General features: G+C 48.8%; 28 protein-coding genes. 3 read left to right on the forward strand and 25 right to left on the reverse strand.

All coding sequences use genetic code 11. The annotated features are described in order from the left end of the window. Positions 1-77: 77 nt before the first annotated feature. The 6 genes from ACESTK_RS12755 to ACESTK_RS12780 all read right to left on the reverse strand — a co-directional run bounded on the left by ACESTK_RS12755 (position 78) and on the right by ACESTK_RS12780 (position 4,015). Entirely contained in the window at positions 78-713 is a 636-nt protein-coding gene (locus ACESTK_RS12755) for a hypothetical protein (protein WP_195991761.1), read from the reverse strand. A gap of 69 nt (positions 714-782) precedes the next feature. Then, positions 783-1,460: a hypothetical protein gene (locus ACESTK_RS12760; protein ID WP_207748641.1), complete on the reverse strand. Its 678-nt coding sequence runs from the start codon at positions 1,458-1,460 to the stop codon at positions 783-785. Then, positions 1,457-1,912 carry a zinc-finger-containing protein gene (locus ACESTK_RS12765; protein ID WP_117854246.1) on the reverse strand — a complete coding sequence of 152 codons (456 nt, stop codon included), beginning with the start codon at positions 1,910-1,912 and terminating at the stop codon, positions 1,457-1,459. Before ACESTK_RS12765 ends, ACESTK_RS12760 begins: the two co-directional genes overlap by 4 nt. An 88-nt stretch (positions 1,913-2,000) precedes the next feature. Continuing rightward, entirely contained in the window at positions 2,001-2,132 is a 132-nt protein-coding gene (locus tag ACESTK_RS12770) for a hypothetical protein (RefSeq protein WP_301331857.1), read from the reverse strand. Between the two features lie 4 nt (positions 2,133-2,136). Continuing rightward, the gene (locus ACESTK_RS12775; protein WP_306797082.1) at positions 2,137-2,967 is read right to left on the reverse strand and encodes a S1 RNA-binding domain-containing protein; all 831 of its coding nucleotides are present in this window, start codon (positions 2,965-2,967) and stop codon (positions 2,137-2,139) included. Between the two features lie 262 nt (positions 2,968-3,229). Continuing rightward, positions 3,230-4,015, reverse strand: coding sequence for a transglutaminase-like domain-containing protein (locus ACESTK_RS12780; protein WP_117854247.1), 786 nt, complete (start codon positions 4,013-4,015; stop codon positions 3,230-3,232). Positions 4,016-4,643: 628 nt separating this feature from the next. On the opposite strand from ACESTK_RS12780, the gene ACESTK_RS12785 reads away from it, so the two are divergent. The 3 genes from ACESTK_RS12785 to ACESTK_RS12795 all read left to right on the forward strand — a co-directional run bounded on the left by ACESTK_RS12785 (position 4,644) and on the right by ACESTK_RS12795 (position 5,672). After that, positions 4,644-4,922, forward strand: a complete 279-nt coding sequence (locus ACESTK_RS12785) for a type II toxin-antitoxin system RelB/DinJ family antitoxin (RefSeq protein ID WP_005924829.1) — start codon at positions 4,644-4,646, stop codon at positions 4,920-4,922. After that, positions 4,919-5,209: a type II toxin-antitoxin system YafQ family toxin gene (locus ACESTK_RS12790; RefSeq protein ID WP_117854248.1), complete on the forward strand. Its 291-nt coding sequence runs from the start codon at positions 4,919-4,921 to the stop codon at positions 5,207-5,209. Before ACESTK_RS12785 ends, ACESTK_RS12790 begins: the two co-directional genes overlap by 4 nt. Positions 5,210-5,396: 187 nt before the next feature. Beyond that, positions 5,397-5,672, forward strand: coding sequence for a relaxase/mobilization nuclease domain-containing protein (locus ACESTK_RS12795; RefSeq protein WP_330385710.1), 276 nt, complete (start codon positions 5,397-5,399; stop codon positions 5,670-5,672). Between the two features lie 726 nt (positions 5,673-6,398). Here the strand turns inward: ACESTK_RS12795 and ACESTK_RS12800 are convergent. From ACESTK_RS12800 to ACESTK_RS12890, 19 genes are all read right to left on the reverse strand, one after another. Further along, positions 6,399-7,025: an L-2-amino-thiazoline-4-carboxylic acid hydrolase gene (locus ACESTK_RS12800; RefSeq protein WP_117854249.1), complete on the reverse strand. Its 627-nt coding sequence runs from the start codon at positions 7,023-7,025 to the stop codon at positions 6,399-6,401. Positions 7,026-7,203: 178 nt separating this feature from the next. Next, positions 7,204-7,710 (reverse strand): class I SAM-dependent methyltransferase, encoded by a 507-nt coding sequence (locus tag ACESTK_RS12805; protein WP_187566315.1) that lies wholly within the window; start codon positions 7,708-7,710, stop codon positions 7,204-7,206. Positions 7,711-7,853: 143 nt separating this feature from the next. After that, entirely contained in the window at positions 7,854-8,591 is a 738-nt protein-coding gene (locus ACESTK_RS12810; protein ID WP_226837912.1) for a DUF6796 family protein, read from the reverse strand. 10 nt (positions 8,592-8,601) lie between these two features. Then, positions 8,602-9,201 (reverse strand): L-2-amino-thiazoline-4-carboxylic acid hydrolase, encoded by a 600-nt coding sequence (locus ACESTK_RS12815; RefSeq protein ID WP_187566316.1) that lies wholly within the window; start codon positions 9,199-9,201, stop codon positions 8,602-8,604. Continuing rightward, positions 9,198-9,860, reverse strand: coding sequence for an L-2-amino-thiazoline-4-carboxylic acid hydrolase (locus tag ACESTK_RS12820; protein WP_117854252.1), 663 nt, complete (start codon positions 9,858-9,860; stop codon positions 9,198-9,200). The genes ACESTK_RS12815 and ACESTK_RS12820 overlap by 4 nt, the downstream gene beginning before the upstream one ends. Then, complete coding sequence (locus tag ACESTK_RS12825; RefSeq protein WP_187566318.1) at positions 9,857-10,591, reverse strand: DUF6796 family protein; 735 nt, start codon at positions 10,589-10,591, stop codon at positions 9,857-9,859. The genes ACESTK_RS12820 and ACESTK_RS12825 overlap by 4 nt, the downstream gene beginning before the upstream one ends. Continuing rightward, complete coding sequence (locus ACESTK_RS12830) at positions 10,588-11,430, reverse strand: class I SAM-dependent methyltransferase (protein ID WP_195991765.1); 843 nt, start codon at positions 11,428-11,430, stop codon at positions 10,588-10,590. The genes ACESTK_RS12825 and ACESTK_RS12830 overlap by 4 nt, the downstream gene beginning before the upstream one ends. A 13-nt stretch (positions 11,431-11,443) precedes the next feature. Continuing rightward, positions 11,444-11,935 carry a hypothetical protein gene (locus tag ACESTK_RS12835; protein WP_187566320.1) on the reverse strand — a complete coding sequence of 164 codons (492 nt, stop codon included), beginning with the start codon at positions 11,933-11,935 and terminating at the stop codon, positions 11,444-11,446. Continuing rightward, complete coding sequence (locus ACESTK_RS12840; protein WP_195991767.1) at positions 11,935-12,636, reverse strand: L-2-amino-thiazoline-4-carboxylic acid hydrolase; 702 nt, start codon at positions 12,634-12,636, stop codon at positions 11,935-11,937. The genes ACESTK_RS12835 and ACESTK_RS12840 overlap by 1 nt, the downstream gene beginning before the upstream one ends. A 51-nt stretch (positions 12,637-12,687) precedes the next feature. Beyond that, a complete protein-coding gene (locus ACESTK_RS12845) occupies positions 12,688-13,371 on the reverse strand; it encodes a class I SAM-dependent methyltransferase (RefSeq protein ID WP_187566322.1) in 684 nt (227 codons plus the stop codon). 44 nt (positions 13,372-13,415) lie between these two features. Continuing rightward, positions 13,416-14,321 (reverse strand): alpha/beta hydrolase, encoded by a 906-nt coding sequence (locus ACESTK_RS12850; RefSeq protein WP_187566323.1) that lies wholly within the window; start codon positions 14,319-14,321, stop codon positions 13,416-13,418. A gap of 12 nt (positions 14,322-14,333) precedes the next feature. Next, positions 14,334-14,939: a class I SAM-dependent methyltransferase gene (locus ACESTK_RS12855; protein WP_195991769.1), complete on the reverse strand. Its 606-nt coding sequence runs from the start codon at positions 14,937-14,939 to the stop codon at positions 14,334-14,336. Between the two features lie 4 nt (positions 14,940-14,943). After that, positions 14,944-15,558, reverse strand: a complete 615-nt coding sequence (locus tag ACESTK_RS12860) for a class I SAM-dependent methyltransferase (protein WP_187566325.1) — start codon at positions 15,556-15,558, stop codon at positions 14,944-14,946. 110 nt (positions 15,559-15,668) lie between these two features. Beyond that, a complete protein-coding gene (locus tag ACESTK_RS12865) occupies positions 15,669-16,247 on the reverse strand; it encodes a TetR/AcrR family transcriptional regulator (protein WP_187566326.1) in 579 nt (192 codons plus the stop codon). Positions 16,248-16,513: 266 nt separating this feature from the next. After that, a complete protein-coding gene (locus ACESTK_RS12870; protein WP_226837927.1) occupies positions 16,514-16,942 on the reverse strand; it encodes a group II intron maturase-specific domain-containing protein in 429 nt (142 codons plus the stop codon). After that, complete coding sequence (locus ACESTK_RS12875) at positions 16,939-17,343, reverse strand: hypothetical protein (protein WP_021926392.1); 405 nt, start codon at positions 17,341-17,343, stop codon at positions 16,939-16,941. Before ACESTK_RS12875 ends, ACESTK_RS12870 begins: the two co-directional genes overlap by 4 nt. Positions 17,344-17,670: 327 nt before the next feature. After that, positions 17,671-17,871 (reverse strand): iron dependent repressor, metal binding and dimerization domain protein, encoded by a 201-nt coding sequence (locus ACESTK_RS12880; protein WP_187566327.1) that lies wholly within the window; start codon positions 17,869-17,871, stop codon positions 17,671-17,673. Between the two features lie 21 nt (positions 17,872-17,892). Then, positions 17,893-19,611 carry an ABC transporter ATP-binding protein gene (locus ACESTK_RS12885; protein WP_195991771.1) on the reverse strand — a complete coding sequence of 573 codons (1,719 nt, stop codon included), beginning with the start codon at positions 19,609-19,611 and terminating at the stop codon, positions 17,893-17,895. Continuing rightward, positions 19,605-22,880, reverse strand: coding sequence for an energy-coupling factor transporter ATPase (locus ACESTK_RS12890; protein ID WP_195991772.1), 3,276 nt, complete (start codon positions 22,878-22,880; stop codon positions 19,605-19,607). Before ACESTK_RS12890 ends, ACESTK_RS12885 begins: the two co-directional genes overlap by 7 nt. Positions 22,881-22,891: the final 11 nt, after the last annotated feature.

Consider the following 22,891-nt stretch of genomic DNA (forward strand, 5'->3'; position numbering starts at 1 on the left):
ATCAAAACAGTGTTCACAATCCGTTTCTGAAAAAGCCAGGAATCCTTTCATACCCGATCTGGATTTTTTCCAGGTTCTCATACAACTGCTGCCATCCTTTCTTTTGCTTCAAGTCCGCCTTCCTCTCTGATACAGCTAATCACAAGCTGTTTCTTTTTGTACAGGGAAACTAAAATGCGTAAATACTCCTGGCTGACCTGTTCTAAAATCTCCTCTTTTTGTTTTTCTGCTACCGGAACCTTTTGAGTTTCTTTTTGTAGGCTGCATAAATGATCGGAAATGGTTCCATTTTTCACGATCTGGGTAAAGACCTTGTGTTCTTCATAAGAAAATGTAGGCTTTTGAAATGCACGAAGGGCAAACTTTATTCCTTTTCCCATGGCCAGGCTGTCGGTAAAGTTTCGCATCCGGTCAGAAAAAGAATAACAGATTGGCTTCAGTACTGCCCTTTGAAAAAGGAAAAACAGTGCTTCTTCTTTTGTCTCTCCCTCGCATCTGGCTACCAAGCCGCGCCGTACCAGACGGTTTAAGCAAAAACGAAAATCCTCTTCATCCGCCCATTCCATCGCCTTTTCTTTTCCAAGGGCAATACATAAAAGCCGGTACATCTGGGAGTGTACATTTGCCTCTTCGCATACCGACCAGGTAAGGGCGGCCCAAATCATGGTCTCCATCTCAGAGAGTACCTTTTCCTGCTCCCCAACCCGTACCACACAAACCTTCCGGAGTCTTCTTCCACCCGGTTTCCCACTGCTGTATAAAAAATCATTTAAAGTTCCTCCTTAAAACAGCTTCATCACTTCCAGAAGTTTTGGAACCACATAGCCAAGAAAAAGGGCTGCCAGCAGACACATTCCCGTATTTGGCTTTCGAAGGTTCCTGACCTCCTGGTTTTTGGTTCCGATAATCCGCACCCTGCCAGGAACATTCCACCGGAGCTTTCGGTAAAAATGGATAAAATCCTCATGGTCAAACCCAAAAGATCGGACACAGAAGATATTTCGCTTTTGCTCTTCATCATCCAATAGAAAAAAGCTCTCCCGTTCCTGATCCGTTTCTCTTAACACAACATAAAACTCCGGGATTCCACGACGGCTCCCTTCCACGATCTTGTCTATTTCCGGATAAAAAATACGGCAGGACTCATATCTTCCATTTTTCTCCGGCTGGCAGACGGCAAGGCTATCTGGTTCCAGTTCCATATAACAGTATTCCGATTCCATGATTCGTCTGCTGATGCCGGCAGTCTGCTGCAAAAGAAATATGATACTAAGAGCCAGTGCCACACACAAATAGGCAAGATCCCAGGCCCTTATTCGAAAGATGAAAAAATAAAGCGCGATTCCCTCCAAAAAGCTGCCAAGTCCAATCAGAACTGAAAACCACTCTTTTAGATCCATTAAATGGTAAACTTCATCTTCTTTTGCCTGCAAACGCACCTGATACCTCCTTTCTTTCATGCAGCAAACTTATTTTCCTCATAGGAAACCGTTTCGATTTTTATTTTGTTTTGTTCCATAAGTTTTTTGCATTCCCGAATGGTTTCTTCACATCGAAAATAAGAAAATTTTCCGATATGCATTTCTGTTTCTGAAAGGCAGAGCCGGTTCTGCAGCCAGATATAAAGCCCATGTTTGGTCATAACCCCTGCGTTTATCACTTCGTTTAACGCCCGGTGTGCTTCGATCCGCTTGTGGCGAAGATTCCCATCTGCCAAGGTTCCCATAGGACTCAGGCTCTTTTTGTGAACTCCTATGTAGGAATCACATGCTGGATACCCGCCACAGACATACAGATAATTTTCCGGATCCAGGTTCCTCTCCCCATACACGTACATTGCAGGGCGGAGTACTGCCTGCCGTCCACAATAAGGACAATACAGTCTGTTGTCCTGTTTTTTCTTTTTTCTCATGTTGCACCAGCTCCTTTCCTGTTTGAGCCGATTGTAGAAAAATCGCTTTTTCTGTGTCAATAGGATTTCATTACTTTTTTAAACTTTTTCAGACACAGCGTTTGATTAGTCGTGTAATAATTCCCTCTGCCACCTCATAATTGTCATTGATACGCGTCACCACCAGCCCGATCTTGTCTCCTTTGGATGGAAGGGTGGTCATGTTGCAACTATGTGCCACTGCATTAACTCCGATATCCAGGCGCATAAAAAAAATAGGTTCCTTTATAAACTTCTGTAATGATACCTGTATACTTGCCCTGACGGTGGCATTTCCGCAAATTGTCCTTGTTGGTATTGGCCGTCGGGCTTTTGGCATCCACTTCCACGCGAATCTGGTCTACCGAATCCGCTTCCACCTTGTTTACCATAACAAGGACCAGATCTCCCACCTGGAATTTTTCTCCGGCATCCCCCATCCATTCCCAGGCCATATCCCTTGCGCGGACGGAAACTTCCACGCCAAACACTTCCAGGCGGACTGCCTTTGGTGCAACCGCAATGACTCTTGCCTCCACGATCCTGCCCGGATACAAAAGAGGCTTTTCCCCTGTTTCCCCAAAGTAGAATGTTTGTCTTTTCCGGAGCATGGCATCTTTTCTGGAAGCCACCACGCTGCGGCTTTTGGCATCCAGATCCTTGATGATAAAATCAATGTCACAGCCAAGCATGTTGTTGGCAATCCGGACCTGGCGGTTTAAGGTATCTGCGTTTTCCCGACCATCCCCGCTTAAGTTAATCATCATTTCATTCATGGGGATGATGATACGGAAACCGTTGTAATAGGTAACCGCAACCATCCAACCGCTTTCCAGCTTTTCAATGCCGCCAAGCTGCCCGGTCAGAACCTTTCTGGTACGATGTGCATTTAACAGTTGGTGCCATCTGGCATCTTCCTGCTCTTCCATGCTTTCCACCTGTGCATCCACATCAATGGTAAGCACCCCTTCGTAAGCGGCCCGGGGTATTTCTTTTTCTGTGGCTTCCTCTGCAAGTGCTCTTTTTGTGTTATCCATGTAAACCCTCCTATTAGTAATACGATTAAAAAGGCACAAAAATAGCAGCCTGTGCGTAACAAGCTGCTAATTGTGCCTTCTTTTTACAAATACCATTCTATAATGGATGGAATCGGAAGTCAATGTTATAGAGGTTGCAATAAAGTCGCATTTTGGTCGTAAATTGCATTCTCCTTCATTATTTAACACGCGTCGGTTTCATTTCCAGATTTCTTCACTTCTGTAGAATTGTATCCTGTCTATTTTTTGATGTCCGAATCTTTTATTCCTCTTCTTCCATCACAAATTTAAACACCAGCTGCTCCTTATTTTTATTTTCTTTCAGAAGTGATTTCCGAATTCCGGTTGTATCTGCGAAGGTTCCCCCATAAGCATCCACCTTAATCCATTTTCCATTTGCCTTTATTTCATTCCACTGATGCGTCCAGCTTCCTGCATTCACATGTCTTACCGGAATACCTGCTGCCTCACAGAGTAATTTGTATGCCCTTGCATAGCCGGAACAGGCCGCCTTTTTCAAAATTAATGCCGCATAAGCTTCATTTCCGTAATTCTTTTTATAAGCTTCTGTAGACTGATTAAGTTGCCAGCAACAATGCTCAGTCAGATACTGAAATAGAACAAAGGCACGTTCTTTCGTATTCAGATTGGAAATTACATATTTCTTTACAATTTTCCTTGCTTCCTTTTTCGCTAGATTTAATCTCTGAGCATTACTTGGTTCCTTCACTGTAACTTTGCATTTCAAAGTTTGTTTTCCAACCTTTGCATAAATCACTGTCGTTCCTTTCTTTTTCCCTTTTATCTTCCCAGAAGAAGAAACAGACGCGACCGCCTTTTTGGAACTACTCCATTTTACTTTCTTTTTGCTGCCAGTTACTTTTAATGTTTCCGTACAACCTTTATATACGGTAACTTTTGTTTTGTTAAGTTTTAGCTTTGCCGCCTGAACATTGACGGTTCCCATACTGATGCTAAGTAACAATACTGCCAGGATCCATCCCCATAAGATTCTTCTTTTCTTTTGCTGTAACTGTTTTTCTTTCATTGGTAACCCTCCATTTTTTGATTATCCTCTGGTTTCTACTGCGAGTGTAGCAAGTTGGTTCTTTTAGTTTCAATAGGATTTTGGAAAAAAATAAACTTTTTAATAGAAAAAGAGTACGAAAAGGAATTTCCAAAAGGGAACTCACTTTTTGTACTCTTTCTGCAAATTTTATTTTATAATATTTCAAATTTTGAAGCAATTTCTTTTTTGTAGAAATAAGAATGCAATTTTAACACATATCACTTCCAGAATAATCTCTATTTATTCCAGAAATTTTATGATTCCTTGGATACAGTTTGTATTCCAAATAGCTTCCATACAAGCTTTACTCGTTTCTTAACAAGCTTTCGAAATATATGCCACGCTCATGATGGCAAGCAGTATCGATAAAAGAAAATTTCGCAAAATATCTCCAGCGTGGTACTGATACGGCAATACAATCTGGAAGCAAATACAATCCCTTGCATTAGATAATTCTGTTTCTTTGACACCCAGCACCCTTTTTTCTTTATAAAATTCATCTTCAACTCCTCTTTAAATGAATTTAACATTAAATATTCGTGCAAAGTATTGTTTTCTTCGTGCAAATGACATATACTATAATTGCCAGCAGAAAGGAGCTGATCGTATGGCTGGAAATACTACAAACATCAGTATCCGCATGGACGCAGATTTGAAAGCGCAGGCGGACGCACTGTTTACTGAACTTGGCATGAACCTGACTACGGCATTTAACATCTTTGTGCGCCAGTCGCTTCGTGAAGGCGGCATTCCCTTTGAGGTAAGGCTAGAACAGCCGAACAAAGAAACGGTTGCTGCCATGCTGGAAGCGGAAAGGATTGCAAAAGACCCGTCTGTAAAGGGCTACAATGACCTTGACGAGTTGTTTGCTGATCTAAAAAGATGAAAGAAACAAAATATACCGTCAAGTACACCACATGTTTCAAAAAAGACTATAAACGAGCCATAAAGCGTGGCTTGAAGATCGAGCTGCTGGAGCAGGTCGTGACATTGCTGGCGATGGGCGAACAGTTGCCGGATAAGAACCGTGACCATGACCTGTCAGGCGATTGGGCAGGTCATCGGGAATGTCATATTCTTCCGGACTGGTTGCTTGTCTACCGCATTGAGGATGATGTTCTGGTGCTGACGCTGGCTCGCACCGGCACACACAGCGACTTGTTCGGGAAATAAACAGTCTGCCGCTGTATGGGGAGACCTGTACAGCGGTTTTTATGTATGCAAAGGAAGTCATCTTTGAGGTTGATACCATCACTTGCATTGTTATCACAGTTGATGTTGGGGTCTGCATCATAGAGAATATGAATAATTTTCCCATCATATATCCAGTTATCAGAGATTTTGTCATAGGAAATTCCAAATGTTGTATAGGAATCAAGGCTATTATCACAATAACTTGGATCACCCAATTCAAAGCTTCGTGATCAGCACCCACGTTGACAAAAATCATATTCACAATCATATCATCTTTAACGCCGCAAGCTTTGTTGATCATCACAAGTATGTTTCCAATAAGCGGAGTTACCATAAACTCTGCAGAATCAGTAATCGTATCTGCCATGAAAATGGACTTGCCACCAGTATGCCAACCGGAGAAAAAAGTAAAAGCTATAAACTCTTGTTGATGTTCCTTTAGATATGGAAGAGCCTCCTCAATGGTCATGCCATCAATTCCTGGCGCTCCCTTGTTTGCCTTAACTCTCTTATACGCTCTGTTAAAGTTGTCTTTATACAGTATCGCTTCCAAAAGTCTCGGCTGTGCACTGTCTCTTTCTTTCCATATCCGATTGAATGACCTAGACGCTTTCACATACCCTTCATGTTCCGCATTATCTCTTTGCAAACAGCCATTGTTTTCAATGTTTTCTGCCATAGACGGTCATTCCTCCTTTCTCGTTCATACTCAAGACTCCTACTGATTCGGTCCTTCACCTCTCGGCTACTATGACCTCTGCTGACTTCTGTGCGTTCAGCATTGCTTTATGCAATGGTTACCTCTTTCAAGGCGTACCGCACAGACCTCCCTAGGTACCACACGTTTCTTCCTCTCCATCCGTCTGCCTCATTTATCATGCATGATTCCGTGTAGTTATTGGGCTTCGATTTGATATGCAACCTTACCCTCATGCATAACCTCATATAAGGTTTCTGTCCGTCAGACCAGAGATTTGCCCATGAGTTAGTATGTTCCTCACATCCAGCTTCCTTCAGATTCCATCTCACGATGGACACCCTTGCTTTCGGCTATATCCTTCCCACTACCGGGAGGATTCGGGACTTTAACCCGTTAGAAACGTGCGCCGCTAGGCGCACATATGAAAAGAAGCTCGTATCAGCTATTGACCGATACGAGCTTCTCCGTTTATTCTCTGTTTCCGGTAATAAAGTAGTCGCAATACTCTCCGCCATTCGCCAGCGTCTGTTTTCTGTGCAGCACGCCGTGCTGAAGCGTGATCATCACTTCATCAAGTTCGCAGAACAACGGCATGAGTTCGGAAACACTGAGTTTCTCCGTGTAAATGCAAATCGGGCAGCGGGTAATGCGGTAGTAACAGGCACCCTCATACGGCTGCCCGACAAAATCCACCTTGAAGGAGGTCGGGTATTTCGCTTCCTTTTCGGGCGTGTACCATTTGGCGTATTTGACAACGCTCTTTTTGTTCTCCGCCTTGCCCTTGTCGGTATTCAAGTCGGTCTTTGCAAAATACCACTTGATATGATAGAGTGAGCGGCGCATCATTTCCTGCACGACCGTTGGCGGAATTTTCTTTTCGCTTGCCACATAGGGCGCAACGAAGGCAAGGGCGAACAACTCGTTGTATGCCATAGGGTTATCGTCACCGATGTCGTCTGCTTTCTCGACAAGCTCACGATAGACCTTTTTGCTCTTTTTCATAATGTCGGCGGCATATTCCCTGCCGTACTTCTCTGCCAGAACCTTTTTCATCGGGCTTTTGAACATCCAGAAATAAAAGCCGTTGTATTTCATATCACTTTTCCTCCCGTGATTTATTTACAGGCTTAAGAAACGTAGCCTAGCCGCCGAAGTGATAGACCATCGTCGCGTCCATATATAGCCCGGCAGTCTTGCGGTCGGTACATTCCGCCATGCTCCGGCGGTAGCTGTCAAACTGTGCGGAGATCAGCTTTCCATGATGCCGCGCCGATTACTTTCTTCCCACCAGCAATGTTGAGCCGCAAAGCATCAGGCGTCCGGCTTCCTTCGGCGTCATAAAGCTGCCGTCGGTCGTGTCGATCAGCTCTACGCGCTCATAGCCCATATCCCTGAGCTTTTGGACAAACTCCTGCATATCGCCGTATCTGCGAGGCGACATCAGGTCATGGATGGCAAACGTTCCGCCCTTTTTCAGCACGCGCAGCGTTTCCAGCAGAAGCGCCTGCTTGTCCTTCCCCGTGATATTGTGATAGACATAGTTGCTGGTCACTGCGTCGAAGCTCTCGTCGGGGAAATCCAGCTTCACGGCGTTTCCACGCCGGAACGAAACGTTTTTCACGCCCTCCGCAGCGGCGTTTTTTTCGCACAGCGGCAGGCTGAAGGAGGCATATTCCTTGCCCCAGCGGTCAATGCCGACCATTTTCCCCTGGGGATTGCGCTTTGCGCAGGCAATGGTCAGCGCACCGCTGGGTGTACTTTGCACAAACGACAAAGGCAATGCCGAACACCACTCCCAGCGCGACGCGCAGCTTTCCGCTCACACCGATGCCGAATACGCCGAAAACGAGCAGCAGCGCAAGGGACAGCACCGTTCCCGCGATAAGCGAAACCAGCATTCCCTTGGGAATTCAGTTTTTGTAGTCAGGCTTCATATTCAAGACTCCTTTTTAATTGAGTGTGACTTCTCTCATAAACCGCAGCCGCGATGCACCAGATCATGATAGCACTGTTCGTGCTGCTCTGGCTCATCACGGACATCCATGTAGCCACCGGCATCTGCATTGCCTGCGCAATATCCGGTACTGCAGCCAGCAGAAGGTTCCATGTGACCGGATGGAAAGCAAGCATCCACCTTGGATAGCGCGTTTTTCCGGCAAGCAGCATCACAAAATGGATACCAAAAACCAATAGCATCGGAACATACATGGGGAGGATCGCGGGGAGCATATCGTCCTGATAGGCCGTAACCGCCGCAAGCGCGGCCTCCGCTCTGATACGCGGCCCCAGATAGGTGGTAAACCATGCCATGGTGGCCACCCATGTATGGATGGTCAGAGCGATCGCAACGGTGAATATCCCGCACAGAAACTGGATGGTTCTGGTCTTTCTATATTTTTCGTCGATGTCCGCATTCAGTGCTTTTACCACAAAGTAATAGAGAAAGCCCCCAATCGCTCCCAGTCCAACGGTAAGCACGGGCCTCCACAGCCCATAAGAGCCAGACAGATAACAGGCTCTGTTGAAAAGGCCGGTGTCGGTTTTCTGAAGCGGAACGCACCCCAGCAGCCAGTCCCCGGCAGCCATCAATCCACATCCGATCGCGCCAAGAATGCACCAGCGGATGAACTGTTTTGTTTCTTTCGTCTTCATTTTCTTCATTCCTGCGCCCCTATTTTATGATCTTCATGCAAAAGTCGCAGCGGTCGTCCCCGCGCCCCAACGTCATGCTTCTCTCCCAAATCAGCTTCGGATGCAGCCCGGCGTAGCTGATGTCGTCACTGTCGCAAAAGCAGCGGCACAGCTCCGGGTAGCCGTATTCTGCGCAGGTGTCGTGATAGGGACATTTCACCATATCCACACGCCATATACCGTTGCCGACCTGCAACTCCTTTGGGTCAAAGCCCGCCGCCGGGCCGAAGACGCTCCGCGTGGATTTGACGAAAACGCTGGGAACAAGGCGGTAAAGCCCCGGTATGAGCAGCAGGGTGGCAAGCTGTTTGTGACTCGTTCTCGCCAACCGCTCCACATAGCCGTGAACGATTTGCAGCGCCTCTTCTTTCGGCATGACCCGCTGCAAGGTTTCGTAGGCCGCAATACCCGGTAAGATCTGCCGCTTGAGGTGGTATTGCTTCTCCTTGCTTGCATCTGCATTTTCAGCCAGCAGCGCATTCAACCGTGTATCAAAAAAGGCCTTCAGCTCCTTGGCGTGCGAGGAAAAGCGCTGTGCCGCAGTCTCCCGAAAATCACGGGAGAGATAGGTTTCCTTCATCGTCCGGCCTCCGTCTCAGGCTTCACGAAGCCCTTCTTTTTATACCCGCAGTCGCAGTATGGGCCGCCGGAGGCGAGAGTGTACTGCCGCACGAAGTCGGTCACGCCGCCCGCTTCGCTCATGGTGTAGTCCAGGCGGCACAGCGCCGGAGTGAGGTCATATAGCCCCAGCTTTTTCATCAGCACACAGATGCCGCATTTGGTGAAGCGTCCCTCGTATCCGCTGCCGTCGGGGTATTCGTAAAACTCCATATTCCATGAATACGGGTTGCGGTCGGCGGCTTTCAAGGCTGCGGTCGCCTTCATGCCGGAAATGTCCTTTTCGGCAAATTTGCTCTTTCCGCTCTTGCGGCAGAACCATTTCATCGGCTTTGTCATCATGGATTTTGCGTAATACTCCGTCAGCCACTCCACATCCGGACGCTCCGGCATGGAGAGAACGAACGCGCCGATCATTGCGCAGTTGACGATGTTCATCTTGAAGCGATCCGCTTTTTCAAACTCCGGCAGGTCTGCGATGATTGCTTTGTATTTCGGCTTTGCATTTTTCGTGATCGCTTTTGCCGTATCGGTATCGTAGCCGAGCACCTCTGTCAGCTGCTTTTGGAATGAGCCTGCAAACAGCGCCCACATTCCCATGGGCATACCTATGTATTTCATTGCACTGTCTCCTTACATTCTCCGCATTTTGCCTTCTCCCGCAGCAAAACCAGCCCCAATACCAAAACCAGCAGGTGTCCGGCGGATTCCGTGCCGTGATCGATCTGATCCAGCGGCCACGGCAGAAGCGTGAAGAGATTTCCCACAATCCCCGTAAAAACGATGGGGTTGCAGAAGGATGCCAATATCCGCTGTGCTGTGTTTTTCAGCGGGAGCATCCTTTTCCAGATCATAACGAGCATCACGACGGAAAGAAGTACATCACACAGGATATATGCTGCCAGCAGCGGCGCGGCGTTGCAGTAAAAAACCTTATTGGCGATCTCTGCTGCCGCCTGCATATCGCCGTATTTCTCAAAGGTAAACTTGAAGATCAGCGCCATGTTCGTAAACATAGCATGGACATAGCCCCAGCAGACCGTGCCGGTGAGATAGGCGATATGAAACAGCTTGACCCACTTCTGCTGCTTTGGTTGGGTGAGGTGCCGCTTCAGGAGCTTCCACATCTGGTGAAAACCGATGTAATAGAGTGCCGTTCCGAGAACACCGCAGATAATGCTGACCACCATGCGCCATGTGGCCATATTGAGATAGGCGACTTTGACCATCAGTCCGATGGATTCCGTGCTTTGGGTTTTCCCGGTCGCCGCAAACAAAAAGTCGCCGATCACATAGAGCAAGCACCCGATCATGCCCGCAATAAGCGCTCGTTTTTCTTTACTCGATTTCATTTCCTGCCTCCAAATCCGATCTTCACGATCTGCATTTTCATCATGCCGTCGCCGACCTTTGCGAGAAAACGGAAAAAGCCGCTGACGGATGGGTCGCGGAGATCGTTGTAGCCCAGCATATAGCCCCGACTCGTGACCTGCAAACGGCTGTCCCACAGGGAAAGCTCGCTTTTTGCGTTCGAAACCGCAAAATACGCGCCCACATCCTGGATCTTCGCGCTCTTGAGCCATGTCTTGGCGATCATCTTCACCGCCGTCCGATTTGCAGCGTCAAACACCAGCACGCTGTCCGGAAAAGCGTCTGCCATTTGCTGTACCAGCGTCTTGACCTGCTCGGTCAAAAAATAGTAGAACACGCCGGAGGCAAAGAATACCGCACCGTTTGAAGAGTCAATTTTTCTAAGCCATTCGGTATTGTTCAAATCGCAGGGGATATTTTCTTCACGCTCCCCGGCGGGCAGCAGCTCATTGCGCACGGCGATCACATCCGGGAAGTCCAGATTATAAATCTTGCAACTGCCGTTGTCGCAGCTTCTCCCTGTGCTGTCCAGTCCGCAGCCCAGATTGACCACCGCCGCATTGGGGTGAGATTTCAGATAATCCCGCACCTCAAAAGCAAGGTCATTCTGCCGCATGGCCACCTCCAGTGAACCGAAACGCTGCATCAGGCTGCGGGATTTTTTCTCCGCCTCTGAAAAGTCGTAGTCGATCTCGTCAATCAGGCGAACCGCTGTTTCGTCCCGGTAAAGATTCGGGTATAGTTCTGAGCAGACCTTCCGCGCATACAGCGGAATGATCAGCGTCTCCTGTACGGTGTTTTTCTCGATTTTATATTTCATATAGGTATCTCCTTCAGTGAATAAATACCGACATAATCGCCGCCAGTGCTGCCGAAATGACCGCCATACCAACTGTGCCGAACAGCCACTTTTTGCCCTTATCCTTGGCTGTAATGTAGGGTTTCAGGTCTTCCGTTCCCGGAATTTCCCATGCGTTCGTATGTCCTACCCAATAGCCGTCAACCCAAAATCGGTCTATGAGATTCATAACGGACAGTATGACCAGCAGCTGCCAAAAGCCCTGAACGAAGCCCTTTGCGCCGTTGAGCGCATAGACACACACCAGCACATAGGCGATGTAACCGGGAACGCAGACAGCTTTGAAAATCAAAGCATTTCGCTTAATTTTCGCGTGTGTTGTAAGTCCCAGCGTTACGCACCGCTCCTGCACCTCCGGGCTGTAAAGATGCACCATGCCCACCGCGCCCTTGCGGATACCCACGGCACAGATGATAATCAGCAGAACCCCCAGCCCCAGACCTTCCAAAACCGTTTGTAAAAGCATTACTTGTTCCTCCTGTATCCTTTTTCGTCCCGGTATTCGGGATGCTCCTTTAAATATGGATCCTTGTTGCCGCAGATGGTATAATCACATCGGCAGCCGTCCACGCAGGTAGTCGTCCGCACCAGTCTTGCATGGAGCAGCTCCATAGACGCAAAGTCCACATTACACAGGGCGGGCATAATATCCGTAAGACCGTGCTTGATAGCAAACTCCGCTGCCGGGCACGCCGTAAATTCATAATAAATAGGCTTGTCGGTTTCATAAGGCGCAACCGCCATCTCGTAATCGTGCCATTTGTCGCAGCCGCTTTTCGAACGAACAAACGCCTTGTACATCAGCTTCCTCCAGAACGGCTTGTTGCAGTCCACAAATTTCAGCCTGCGGAAGATCGGCAGGATCAGATTTTCCTCCATCTCTTCGATTTCACGGAACGAAGTAACTGCTTTGCAGACCACATAATAGCTCATGATGGCGATGCAGTCGTAGGTGCCGCCTACGCCGTTGTGGAAGTTCTTTTTGCCGCCCAAGTCGGTGCGCCAGTCGGAGAGAAAGACCGCGTACTGCCGCTGTACCTGTTCCCATATCGCCTCCCGCTCTGCTTCCGGGTAGTGCAGGGCGATCTTCGCCCGTATCTCTTTCTTGCAAGGCTTTGAATACAGCACATGGCTTTTGCGGTCGAATAGAAGCTCGTTGTCCTTCATCTGATTGCCTCCCTCCTTGTTCTTTCTTGCGTGCATGAGACCATCTCAGATTTAACCCGCTTTTCGGCAGACAAACCATGCCATGCTTTTCAGGTTTCCCATGTCCACATCCGTATACATTCCATCCAGCCGTGCTTTCAGACTGGAAACCGTCTCATAGGGCGGTGTGAAAAACCCTGCCTTTTCATAAGCATGCCGGACAAACCAATCCGTCCGCTTGTGCTCGCCCATCACATAAAAGCAGCCGCAGAATGTCCCGCCGGGTCTCAAAACCCGGAATACCTCCCGATAGGCGGCCCCTTTGTCCGGGAAAGCGTGAAAGCCGTTCAACGACAAAACGATGTCAAAGGTGTCGTCTGCATAGGGGAGTGCTCCCACATCTCCCTGCCGGAAGGTTACATTTTTCAGGTGCAGGCAGTCAGCCTTTTCCCGTGCCTGCCTCATCATATCGGGCGAATAATCGAGACAGGTAATGTCCGCTTCCGGCATAGTCCGATAAACCGGCATGGTCAGAATCCCTGTTCCCACCGGCACTTCCAGCAGCTTGCCGGAGAAATGCTCCGGAATACCGGACATTGCCTTTTCCAGATGGGCGTCGTTTTTCGCCTTGTTCATTGCCCACACCAAGCGGCACACCGCTTTCCCGCTCAGAGTAGAGCAGGTGATCATGCCGTCATAAAAACTGTTTCCGCCCGTCATTCGGTACGCACCGCGAATAGCTTCTTTTCGTTCCATGGTTCTTCCTCCGTGTTTCAATCATCACACGACCGTTTCCGATCTCATTTTTTCAAAATGTCCACGATTTTCGCGAAGTCCTCCTTTGCCTCCTTGAAGATCGGCAGCATACAGTAGCAATGCACCATCTTCGGGCGGGCGGACACCGTATAGGGGACATTTGCCCGTTTGCAGGCTTCCTCAAAGTCCGGCAAAGCACCGTAGAGCACCTCGTCGGCAGAATAGAAGAAGTGAATATCGCCTACGCCGGTAAAATCTCCCCGAGAGCCAGAGAGCATATAGTCCGGCACATTCTCACAGCCGTGCCGCATGAACTTCTCCACCGTCACCATGAAGGCATAGTCGATGGAAACATCTCTTTCGTTCAATGCCTTCATCCGCGATTTTTCGCCATCGTTCCACGGCACTTCGCCGGGGGATACGGCGACGATGTGCCTCGGCTGCGGCAGCGGTTCGGGCTGCGCGTTGTTGTGCGCCGCAATGCCCAGTGCCAGCGCACCGCCGGAGGAAAAGCCGCAGGTACTGACGTTCCCGCCGCCGTACAGTGTAATCATTTTTCGATAACATTCGTACACCATCGCGTATGTTTCAGTAATGCAGTGTTCCATGCAGAGCGGGTAAAACGGAAACCACACATCACAGCCGGTCTCGCGGCAGAGCTTGCGCATCACAGGCAGGTCGCCCTTATCGGGGCCGATCACCATGCCGCCGCCAAAGAAATAGAGAATCGCGCGCTCGGACGGCTTCGGATGCTCTCGCACGATCAGGCAGGGAAAGCCGTTTACCGCAATCGTTTCATAATATACCTTGCGGTCGGTGGGCGTAAAAACGCCACGATGCCGGTTCTGCTTTTCAATTTCCTTTCGCAGTGCATCCTCCGGCAAGGCGAACGCCTTTTTCGCGCCGGAGAGCTTGTATACGCTGCGTAAGATAGATGCAAAGATACTCATGATTTAGCCCCCTCATTTCCGTGCCGTGATGCACAGCCAGCTTTTCTTTTTGTGTATCTGCACATCGTGAAAGCCCGCCTGCTCCAGATACGCCTTCAGCTCGGCGTCCTTGTAGATGGTCATGCCGCCGATGATCTCCGTCCACTTCTTGTCCTTGTCCGTATCGCCGTTGCTTTCGTTGCAAATGAGTAATTTCCCGCCGGGCTTCAGCACCCGGTAAACCTCCCGGAAGCACTGCGGCAGATCGGGCCAGAAATAGACGGTTTCAAAGGCTGTGACCGCATCGAACCAGTCCTTTGCGAAAATGATACGCTCCACGCTGCCCTGCCACACCACGCAGCGCCCCTCCTGAATTGCGGCTCGGTTGAGGCTTCGAGCCTTCTCCACACTGACGGGAGAATAGTCAATGCCCTTGACAATACCCTGTGGGTATTTTTTCAGCAGCCTTTTCATGTTCGCCCCGCCGCCGCAGCCGCAGTCCAGCACCTTGGCGTCCGGCGCAACATTCAGAAATTGAAGTCCCCACTGGGCCACAGGACTGTGACCCAGGTTCATCATGGCAACCATGATTTTCCCGCCAAGCCCCACAGGCTTTCTGGTGTTCTCAAAAAATGACATCTTATCACACCTCCGATTTCACACATTCCGCATAGGTCAGCGGGAAGGACGCCTTTAGAACAGCGCTTTTCCGCACCGCCCAGCCGTTTTGCCGTAGGAAACGCAGGTATTCCTTGCTCGTCCACTTGCTGTGGAGAGGGAAGCCTGCCATCCTCATAAAAAATGCCCTGACCATGCCGGAAAAAGAGTTTCCGGCATGGGTGAAGGTCGGCGCAATCAACACGCCGTCATCCTTCAGAACCCGCTTGATTTCTTGCAGGGCTTTCTCCGGCTGCGGCACGATGTGCAGTGCGTTTGACACGATCACCACATCAAAAGATTCATCCGCATAGGGCAGGCGGAACATATCCTGCACGGAAAAGTGCAGCTTCGCCGAGTGATTGTCCCGCTTGGCTTCCGCAATCATTTCCGCAGAAGCGTCCGTCGCCTCGATGTGTGCCGCCGCGTTTACGATATGTTTTGCGATTAGCCCCGTGCCGGTCGCCAGATCCAACACCGTTTTTGCTTTCACCACCGGCCGGATGTGCGCATACATCTCCTCATACGCTGCCAGATCCTTTCGCATAAAGCGGTCGTACCGACCGGCATTTTTGTCCCAGAAGTTCTTGTGTTCCAGCATCGCTATCATTCCTTTCAATGTTAGATTTGCCTAACCGATACGCACAGTCGCGTAGTTAGAGAGTACTAACCGTCGTATTTCGGAAAAGCCGCATCTCTGCGGCCTTCCGCTTATTTAAATAACTCCCTGCAAGCGCCGTACACCAGCGTTTCCAGCACCTGCGGGTACAGTTCTCCAATCTGCTCCTTGTGGGAAACAGTCAAGATCAGTCCCCGTACCGTGGCGGCAGCCAAAGAGATGCCGCGATTCGGCGCAAGGTCATATTTCTCCAAAAGTAGACGAATGTGCGTCTCGTCATCGTGGTAATGGACATTTTTGATGTCCTCCGGCAGTCTCTGCAAAAGCAGCTTCGCATCGTTTTCAATGAAAACCATGTCGCCGGTATCGGACAGCCGCCGGCAGACGGCAAGAACCGCCTTTGCCGCACGCTCCGACGGCGGCAAGCCGTTTGTTTCGCTCAGTGCATGGTCAGCCACTCCGTAAAGATCGGAGTGAACGTTCTCCAAAACCGCGAAGAAAAGCATTTCCTTGGATTCGTAGAATTTATAGAACGAGCCCTTTGAAATGCCGACCGCCTTCGTCAGCTGCTCTACGGAGGTTTTCTTCATCCCCAGCGTGACAGCACAATGTCTCGTTTCCTTCAGCAACGCCTTGCGGAGCTGCTCAGTTTCGTAATCGGTAAAAGCCAAGGTCGCACCCTCCCTGAAATATGACCATTTCGGTTCTTCTGGTCATATTATACCGCGCTTCTTTCTGGTTTGCAAGAGGTGCGGAGAAAAAAACGCTAATCAAAAGGGGGTGCAGTGTTACAGAAAGAGACGCTGGAATTCTGGTAACCGGTAATCGCTGTTGCCGCGGTAAAAGAAACTATATCGTAAATAGGGTAGAGGGAAAATAAATATTTTCGCCCCTCCCATTGAACCGTACGTACGGGTCTCGTATACGGCTCTACAATTTATATTCCAACTTTAACTAAGTAATAGGATAAGGGATTGAGCAGACCAGCTCCATCTTTTATCCTGTTTTCAAGTAAATCCTTGCTGATAATGAAATTCACCACGTTCATTCCGCTTCTTTTGTACCAACCCAGTCTCGAATTTGAAGCTTTAAATATTTCTTTATTGCTAAATCTGTTCTTATGTTTCCAGTTCAGATAGCTTAGATTCCGATAAATGGTTTTGGGTCTCTTCCATTGCTTCATGACAATTACTCTGATTTTATGTCTCAGCCATTCCCCGAGTTCTTTCACAAACTGTTTCATCTTTCCAATTCTGAAATAATTTATCCACCCTCGTACAATCTCGTTTACCCTTTTAATTGTAACTGCAAGTGGTCTCGCTACTGCTTTTCCTCTTTTCAGATATTCGCTCAGCTTCTTTTTCAGTTTCTTTTTCTTTTCATTGGTCGGTCTGACTTTCCATTCTGAACCATTCTATAGTATCGTAAAAATTTGTCTTTTAATACATACTTATCATTCCGAAATACAACCGTGACAGGCTTATCAAAATGTCCACGTTCTTTATAATATTCAATCATAGAATCAATTTTCTTTTCTGCTGGCCTATTCTTTTTAAAACATGGTGGAACTTCAATTTGATTTATAGGAATGCTTCTTATCCCATCAAAGTATTCTGGTTGTGTCGTTGTGATTTTTCTGTGCTTTTCATTTTCACTATTTCTAAGATAAATCTCTGCATTCTTTATATCCATTTCAATTTCATGCTTTTCTGATTCAGATAATTTCTCTGTAGCCGCAATATAAAAAGCACATTTTTCATCTTGCACACACCTTTTTCCTACATTTTCAACACAGTTAATATTATAGCACTTATTTTTCTTCTCTTTGTATATACAGGATATCTGAAGTAATAGATTGCTTGATTGTTGTCCTGTTCAAGTTCATTCAACACTTGCCAAAATGTCGTAGCAAATGCTGAAGAAAGCTGTCGAATCAAAAAGGGGCGTGGACAGTGCTTTGACTATCCACGCCCCTTTATCGGGCAAGAGTATTCGATTATGTAGACCTCCTTCTTGGGGAGGATGCTAAAAAGGATAATTTCCTCATAGGCGGCCATCTTTTACTCTTTTATTAGCTGTCTGTAACTGTTCTGTTCAAACATTGGAGAGATTTTCAGCAAGCATCATAAGGGCCAAAAAACTCTTTTTACTAACAGCATGTTCCATACGGCAGGCATCATCCATAGCGGTTTTTTCACCCACACCGAGGCTCGTCAATAAATCGCAAAAGATATTGTTACGAGTACACTCATCTGATTCATTTTCATTGACTCCCTTTGTCATACCTGTCTGCATTGTTTTCTGATTCCCGAAGCTCTATCGATGTACCGTCTGTGCTTCAGCCAAACGATAGAACAATCCCTTTTGATTCAGAAGTTCCTCCGGCGTTCCCGTCTCTGCGACGCGGCCCTGTTCCAGGACAACAACCTTATCGACGTTTGCAATCGTCCGCATACGGTGCGCAATAACCAGTACAGTTTTCCCCTGCAGCAACACGGACAGTGCCTGCTGAACCAAGTTCTCATTCTCCGCATCCATGGAAGCTGTGGCTTCGTCCAAAATAACTACCGGCGCATCCTTCAGGATCGCCCGGGCGATAGAGATACGCTGCCGCTCGCCTCCTGAAAGGGCGCAGCCATTCTCACCGATATTGCTGTAATAGCCGCCAGGCAGACGGGAAACAAACTCCTCGCACTGAGCTGCCCTGGCTGCCGCCAGCACTTCCTCATCTGTCGCCCCCGCCCGACCAAGGCGGATGTTCTCCATAACGGAATCGTCAAAAAGGGTCACATCCTGAAAGACGATGGCATAATTCTTAAACAGCGTTTCCGGCTCCACAGTCGTCACGTCCACGCCACCCAGCAGTACCTGACCGGTATCTGCATCCCAGAACCGGGCTGCCAGACGGGAAACAGTAGACTTTCCGCTGCCGGAAGGGCCTACAAGCGCAGTGATCTGCTCCTGTTTCGCTACAAAGGAAATCCCATTGAGTACAAGCTCATCATTGTACGAAAAAGAAACATCCTTAAACTCAATGTCGTACCCATTGTTCTTACAAACAGGCTGACCAGTCTGCTCCACTGTCGCTTCCATCTTCTTCGTCCGCTCAATGCTGACAAATGCAGAAAACAGTTCCGCCATCAGCATAAAGCAGGAACCAAAGGGTTCATAAACACGGCCTGCTACCAACAGATAAAGAATAAACATATTGACGGACAGCATATTTTGAGCTACCAACAGACCTCCAACCAGCAGAACTGCCACCAGCCCAAAGCGTACTGTCAGCTGCGCCAACGTCACAGCAGTACCTGGAGCCAGCTCATTACGAAACGCACACTTTACCACATAATCCAGTTTTTTCTCAACTCCATCCAGGTATTCCTGTTCCAGACCGGCGGAGCGAAGCTCCTGTATGGTATCCAGATATTCCTGCACCCCATCATAAGCGGCACGGTGAGCGTCATAATTGCGGCTTTCCGCTTTTGTCTGGGCCTTTCTGGCCGCTATCAAAATAAGCGTAGCTACCGGTACCGGCAGAACAATGCACAGCCCCATGCGCCAATCCATGATCAAAAGCCCCACGGACACAATCACAAACATAATGACTGTTCCAAAGAGACTGGGAACCGCATTGGAAAAAATTCTTTCCAGTTTAGAGCAGTCACCCATCATGGTTGTTGTCAGATCAGACAGATCACGCTGACCGAAAAATGCCAGTGGGAGCCGCCGCAGCTTTTCCGCCAGGGTAATTCTCCGGTTAGCGCTTTCTTCATAAGCCACTTTATAAGTCAGGTTATACTGAACCCATTGGGTTATGAAAATCAAAAGTAAGAGAACCGCCGCCATCAGAACTATCACTCCTGGCTGCATTGTCAGTCCAGTCTCCCCGCAGAGCCTGTTCAGAAGTCCCATGGTCACTAGCATCAAGAGGGAAATGGGAGCCATGATGCACAAATGTCCTATCGTAGTTGCCACAATCCCGTACTTTAATTCCCGTTCCCCCTGATCGCTTAATGCGAATAATTTCTTCAGCATGGTTTCACCTCCTCTTTCCGGTCAATCTTCCAGGCGATTGCCTGATTGTAATCTGCCCACATATGGGCATACTCGCCATTCTTACCAAGCAGTTCCTGATGCGTTCCCTGTTCTACCAGACGCCCTGCTTTCATTACCAGGATCTGATCCGCATCCTGAATGGTGGACAGCCGGTGCGCAATCATAATGACTGTTTTTCCCTTTGTCAGTTCCTTCAGGGCTGCCTGAATCTGTACCTCATTTTCCGGGTCGGCAAATGCCGTGACTTCATCCAGAATGATGACCGGTGCGTCCTTCAGAATTGCTCTGGCAATAGCCACCCGCTGTACTTCTCCTCCGGAAAGATAGACGCCTTTCCCACCCACGATGCTGTCAATGCCCTCCGGCAGCTTTGCCAGAATATCATCACACTGTGCCAGACGGGCTGCCCGCAGGATATCTTCCCGGCTGGCATTTTTGCAGCCGCCGCGGATATTTTCCTCCAGTGTTGTTTTCAGTAATTTGGGATTCTGGAAGACAAAAGCAATCTTTCCCATGACTTCCTGTCGGGAAATCTCAGAAAGTTCCACGCCGCCCAGCGTAATGCGCCCCTCCTGCACATCATAAAAGCGGGGGACCAGGGTCCCGATGGTGGTCTTGCCGGAGCCGGAATGTCCCACCAGTGCCGTAACGGTTCCGGCTTTTGCTGTAAAACTGACATCTGAAACCGCAGGCTGTTCGCCTGTGGGATAGGTAAAGGTCACATGCTCAAAGCAAATGTCGCTGCCCTGTGCCATTTGCGGCTCCTGTGCCTCTGACTGCTCTCTGGCAAGCAGAATTGTGTCAATCCGCCGCATAGATTCCATAGCCTGCATCTTATAGTTGCTCATGTACATGATCTTGTTGAGAACAGATGCGCATGCAGGTGCAAAAATCAGATAAAACAGGAAATTCTCTATAAAGGCAGTCAAATCTCCCGCCGAAGTCATGCCGATGAGTGCGGCAGGGATCAGCACAAGAAAAGCGGCATTGACCACAGTATTGAAGCCCACATATCCGGGCTTGCAGGCCATAGTAAAGGCCAGTGCGTCATCCCGATAAGCATTGATCGCTTCCTTGAAGCGCCGTATCGAATGTACCGACTGTCCAAATACCTTGATCACGGAGATTCCCCGGACATACTCCACCGCCTCGTGGTTCATTTCCTCCTGAGCGTCCTGATAGCGCTTCATGAAATTCATGGTTTTTTCGCCCATCATTGTCATCTGGCAGGCAAAGCTTGCAAGCATCAGAACGATCAGCGGAAGGCCAATGCGCCAGTCCATAGCCAGCATCAGCACAAGGCTGGCAACCGTCGTGACCTGAGCGCTCACCAGATCCGGCAGCTGATGGGCAAGGTAAGTCTCCATTTGGGCGCTGTTTTCATCAATGATTTTTCTTAGCTTACCGCTGGGATTTTCCTCAAAATACCCCATTGGCATCCTGGACAAATGACGGAGCGCTGCCATTTTTAAATTCTTTTCTGTATGAAAAGCTGCGGTATGGGAGCACATAAGTGCCGCAAAATTAATGATCAGCCCGGCCAGTTCCAGCGCCAATGCCCACACACCCCACTGCACCAGGGACGAGATAACAAAACCTCCTCCGGTCAGTCCGGTTAAAAGCGCACGGGCCGCAAAATAAACACACACAAACGGTCCCAGAAGGAACAAGGCGCTGATGCCGGACAACAACTGCGCAGCGCCCAGTAGGGGACGATGCCGTCCTGTAAACTCTAGCAGGCGCGGAATACCGGTTTTCTGCGGCTTCTTTGTCTGCGCATCCTCTCCAAATACCTTCTTCATATAAATCACTCCTCTCTCATCAAGCGGTATAAATTTCTTTACTTCCCCTGCGTGGATATGCAGAATATGGGTCGCACAGCGCAAGATCAGCTCCGGATCATGTGTCACGATCAGGGTACTGGCTGCCTGTTTATTGGCTGCACGGATCAGCTCCGCTGTCCGCAGCAGATTTTCTCCATCCTGACCGCTGGTCGGCTCATCATAAAGCATCAGTTTTCGCTTCATGCAAAGAGCTGTTCCCAGAGAAAGCCTTTGTTGCTGACCTCCGGAGAGGGAGCCAGGGTGACGGTTCTCCATACCATTTAAGCCCAGCGTTGTCAAAACCTCTTTGCCCTTTTCTTCTGACAGTGCCGGATTATTCAAGGTCAATTCACCCAATACCGTATCGCTGAACAGTTGATGTCCTGCCTCCTGCATGACCAGGTAGACCTGCTCCGGCAGCTTTTTATGTGCGATCTTCTTGCCGTCGATCCGTACTGTACCCGTATGCTTCAAAAGACCTGCCAAGCAAAGACTGAAAGTGGATTTCCCGGCACCGTTTTCTCCGATCACCGCTACGATTGCCCCTGACGGTATTTCTAAATGCGGCACATTCAGTACCTGGCGCATCTGGCGGCTAAACTGAAGCCCATCTATTTCCAGCCCGGTACTCTTTTGTTTTATCAGCCCCATATCGGGCCTCAGTTCATAAAGCTGCTCCTGCTTTACTGCCCTGAGTCCCAACGCTTTGCGCTTCTCCAGCGAAAGATCTGCCGCTGCTTCCGGCGTAAATTCCTGCCTGATCCGGCCATCCTCCAGCAGCACATAACGGTCAGCGATTCCCTCCAGATACCACAGCCGATGCTCTGAAATCAGCACAGTTCTTCCTTCATCTTTCATCATGCGGATCAACTTCTGCAGTTTTCGGATGCTCTCCATATCCAGATTAGAAGAAGGCTCATCCATAACGATGACCGACGGTAAAGCCGCATAAACGGAGCCACAGGCGATCTGCTGTTTCTCGCCGCCTGACAGTTCAAAAATATTCCGGTCCATCAGCTCCTGCAGGTTCAGACGATAGGACACCTCCTCCAGACGCTTCTTCATCTGCGGGCGGGGGACATTCTGATTTTCCAGATTAAAAGCCATCTCTCCGGTCGTATCCAGATGGAAAAACTGGGTACGGGGATTCTGGAAGACACTTCCCACAATCCGGGACGTTTGGGACAACGGTGTCTGCTGCATTTCCTGTCCGCCTACAAGGACATTCCCCTCCAGTTTCCCGGCATAAAAATGAGGGATAAGACCGTTTACCAGGCGAAGCATGGTCGTCTTCCCACATCCGCTTTTCCCACAAAGTACCACACATTCTCCGCGTGATGCCTGAAAGCTTACATCAGACAGCACCTGCATTTCATTTGCTTCCCCATTCTGATAAGAAAAGGAAACATGATTCAGTTTGATCAAAACATCTCCTC

The organism is Ruminococcus sp. Marseille-P328 (assembly GCF_964249465.1).
In the GTDB taxonomy this organism is placed as follows: domain Bacteria; phylum Bacillota; class Clostridia; order Lachnospirales; family Lachnospiraceae; genus Blautia_A; species Blautia_A faecis.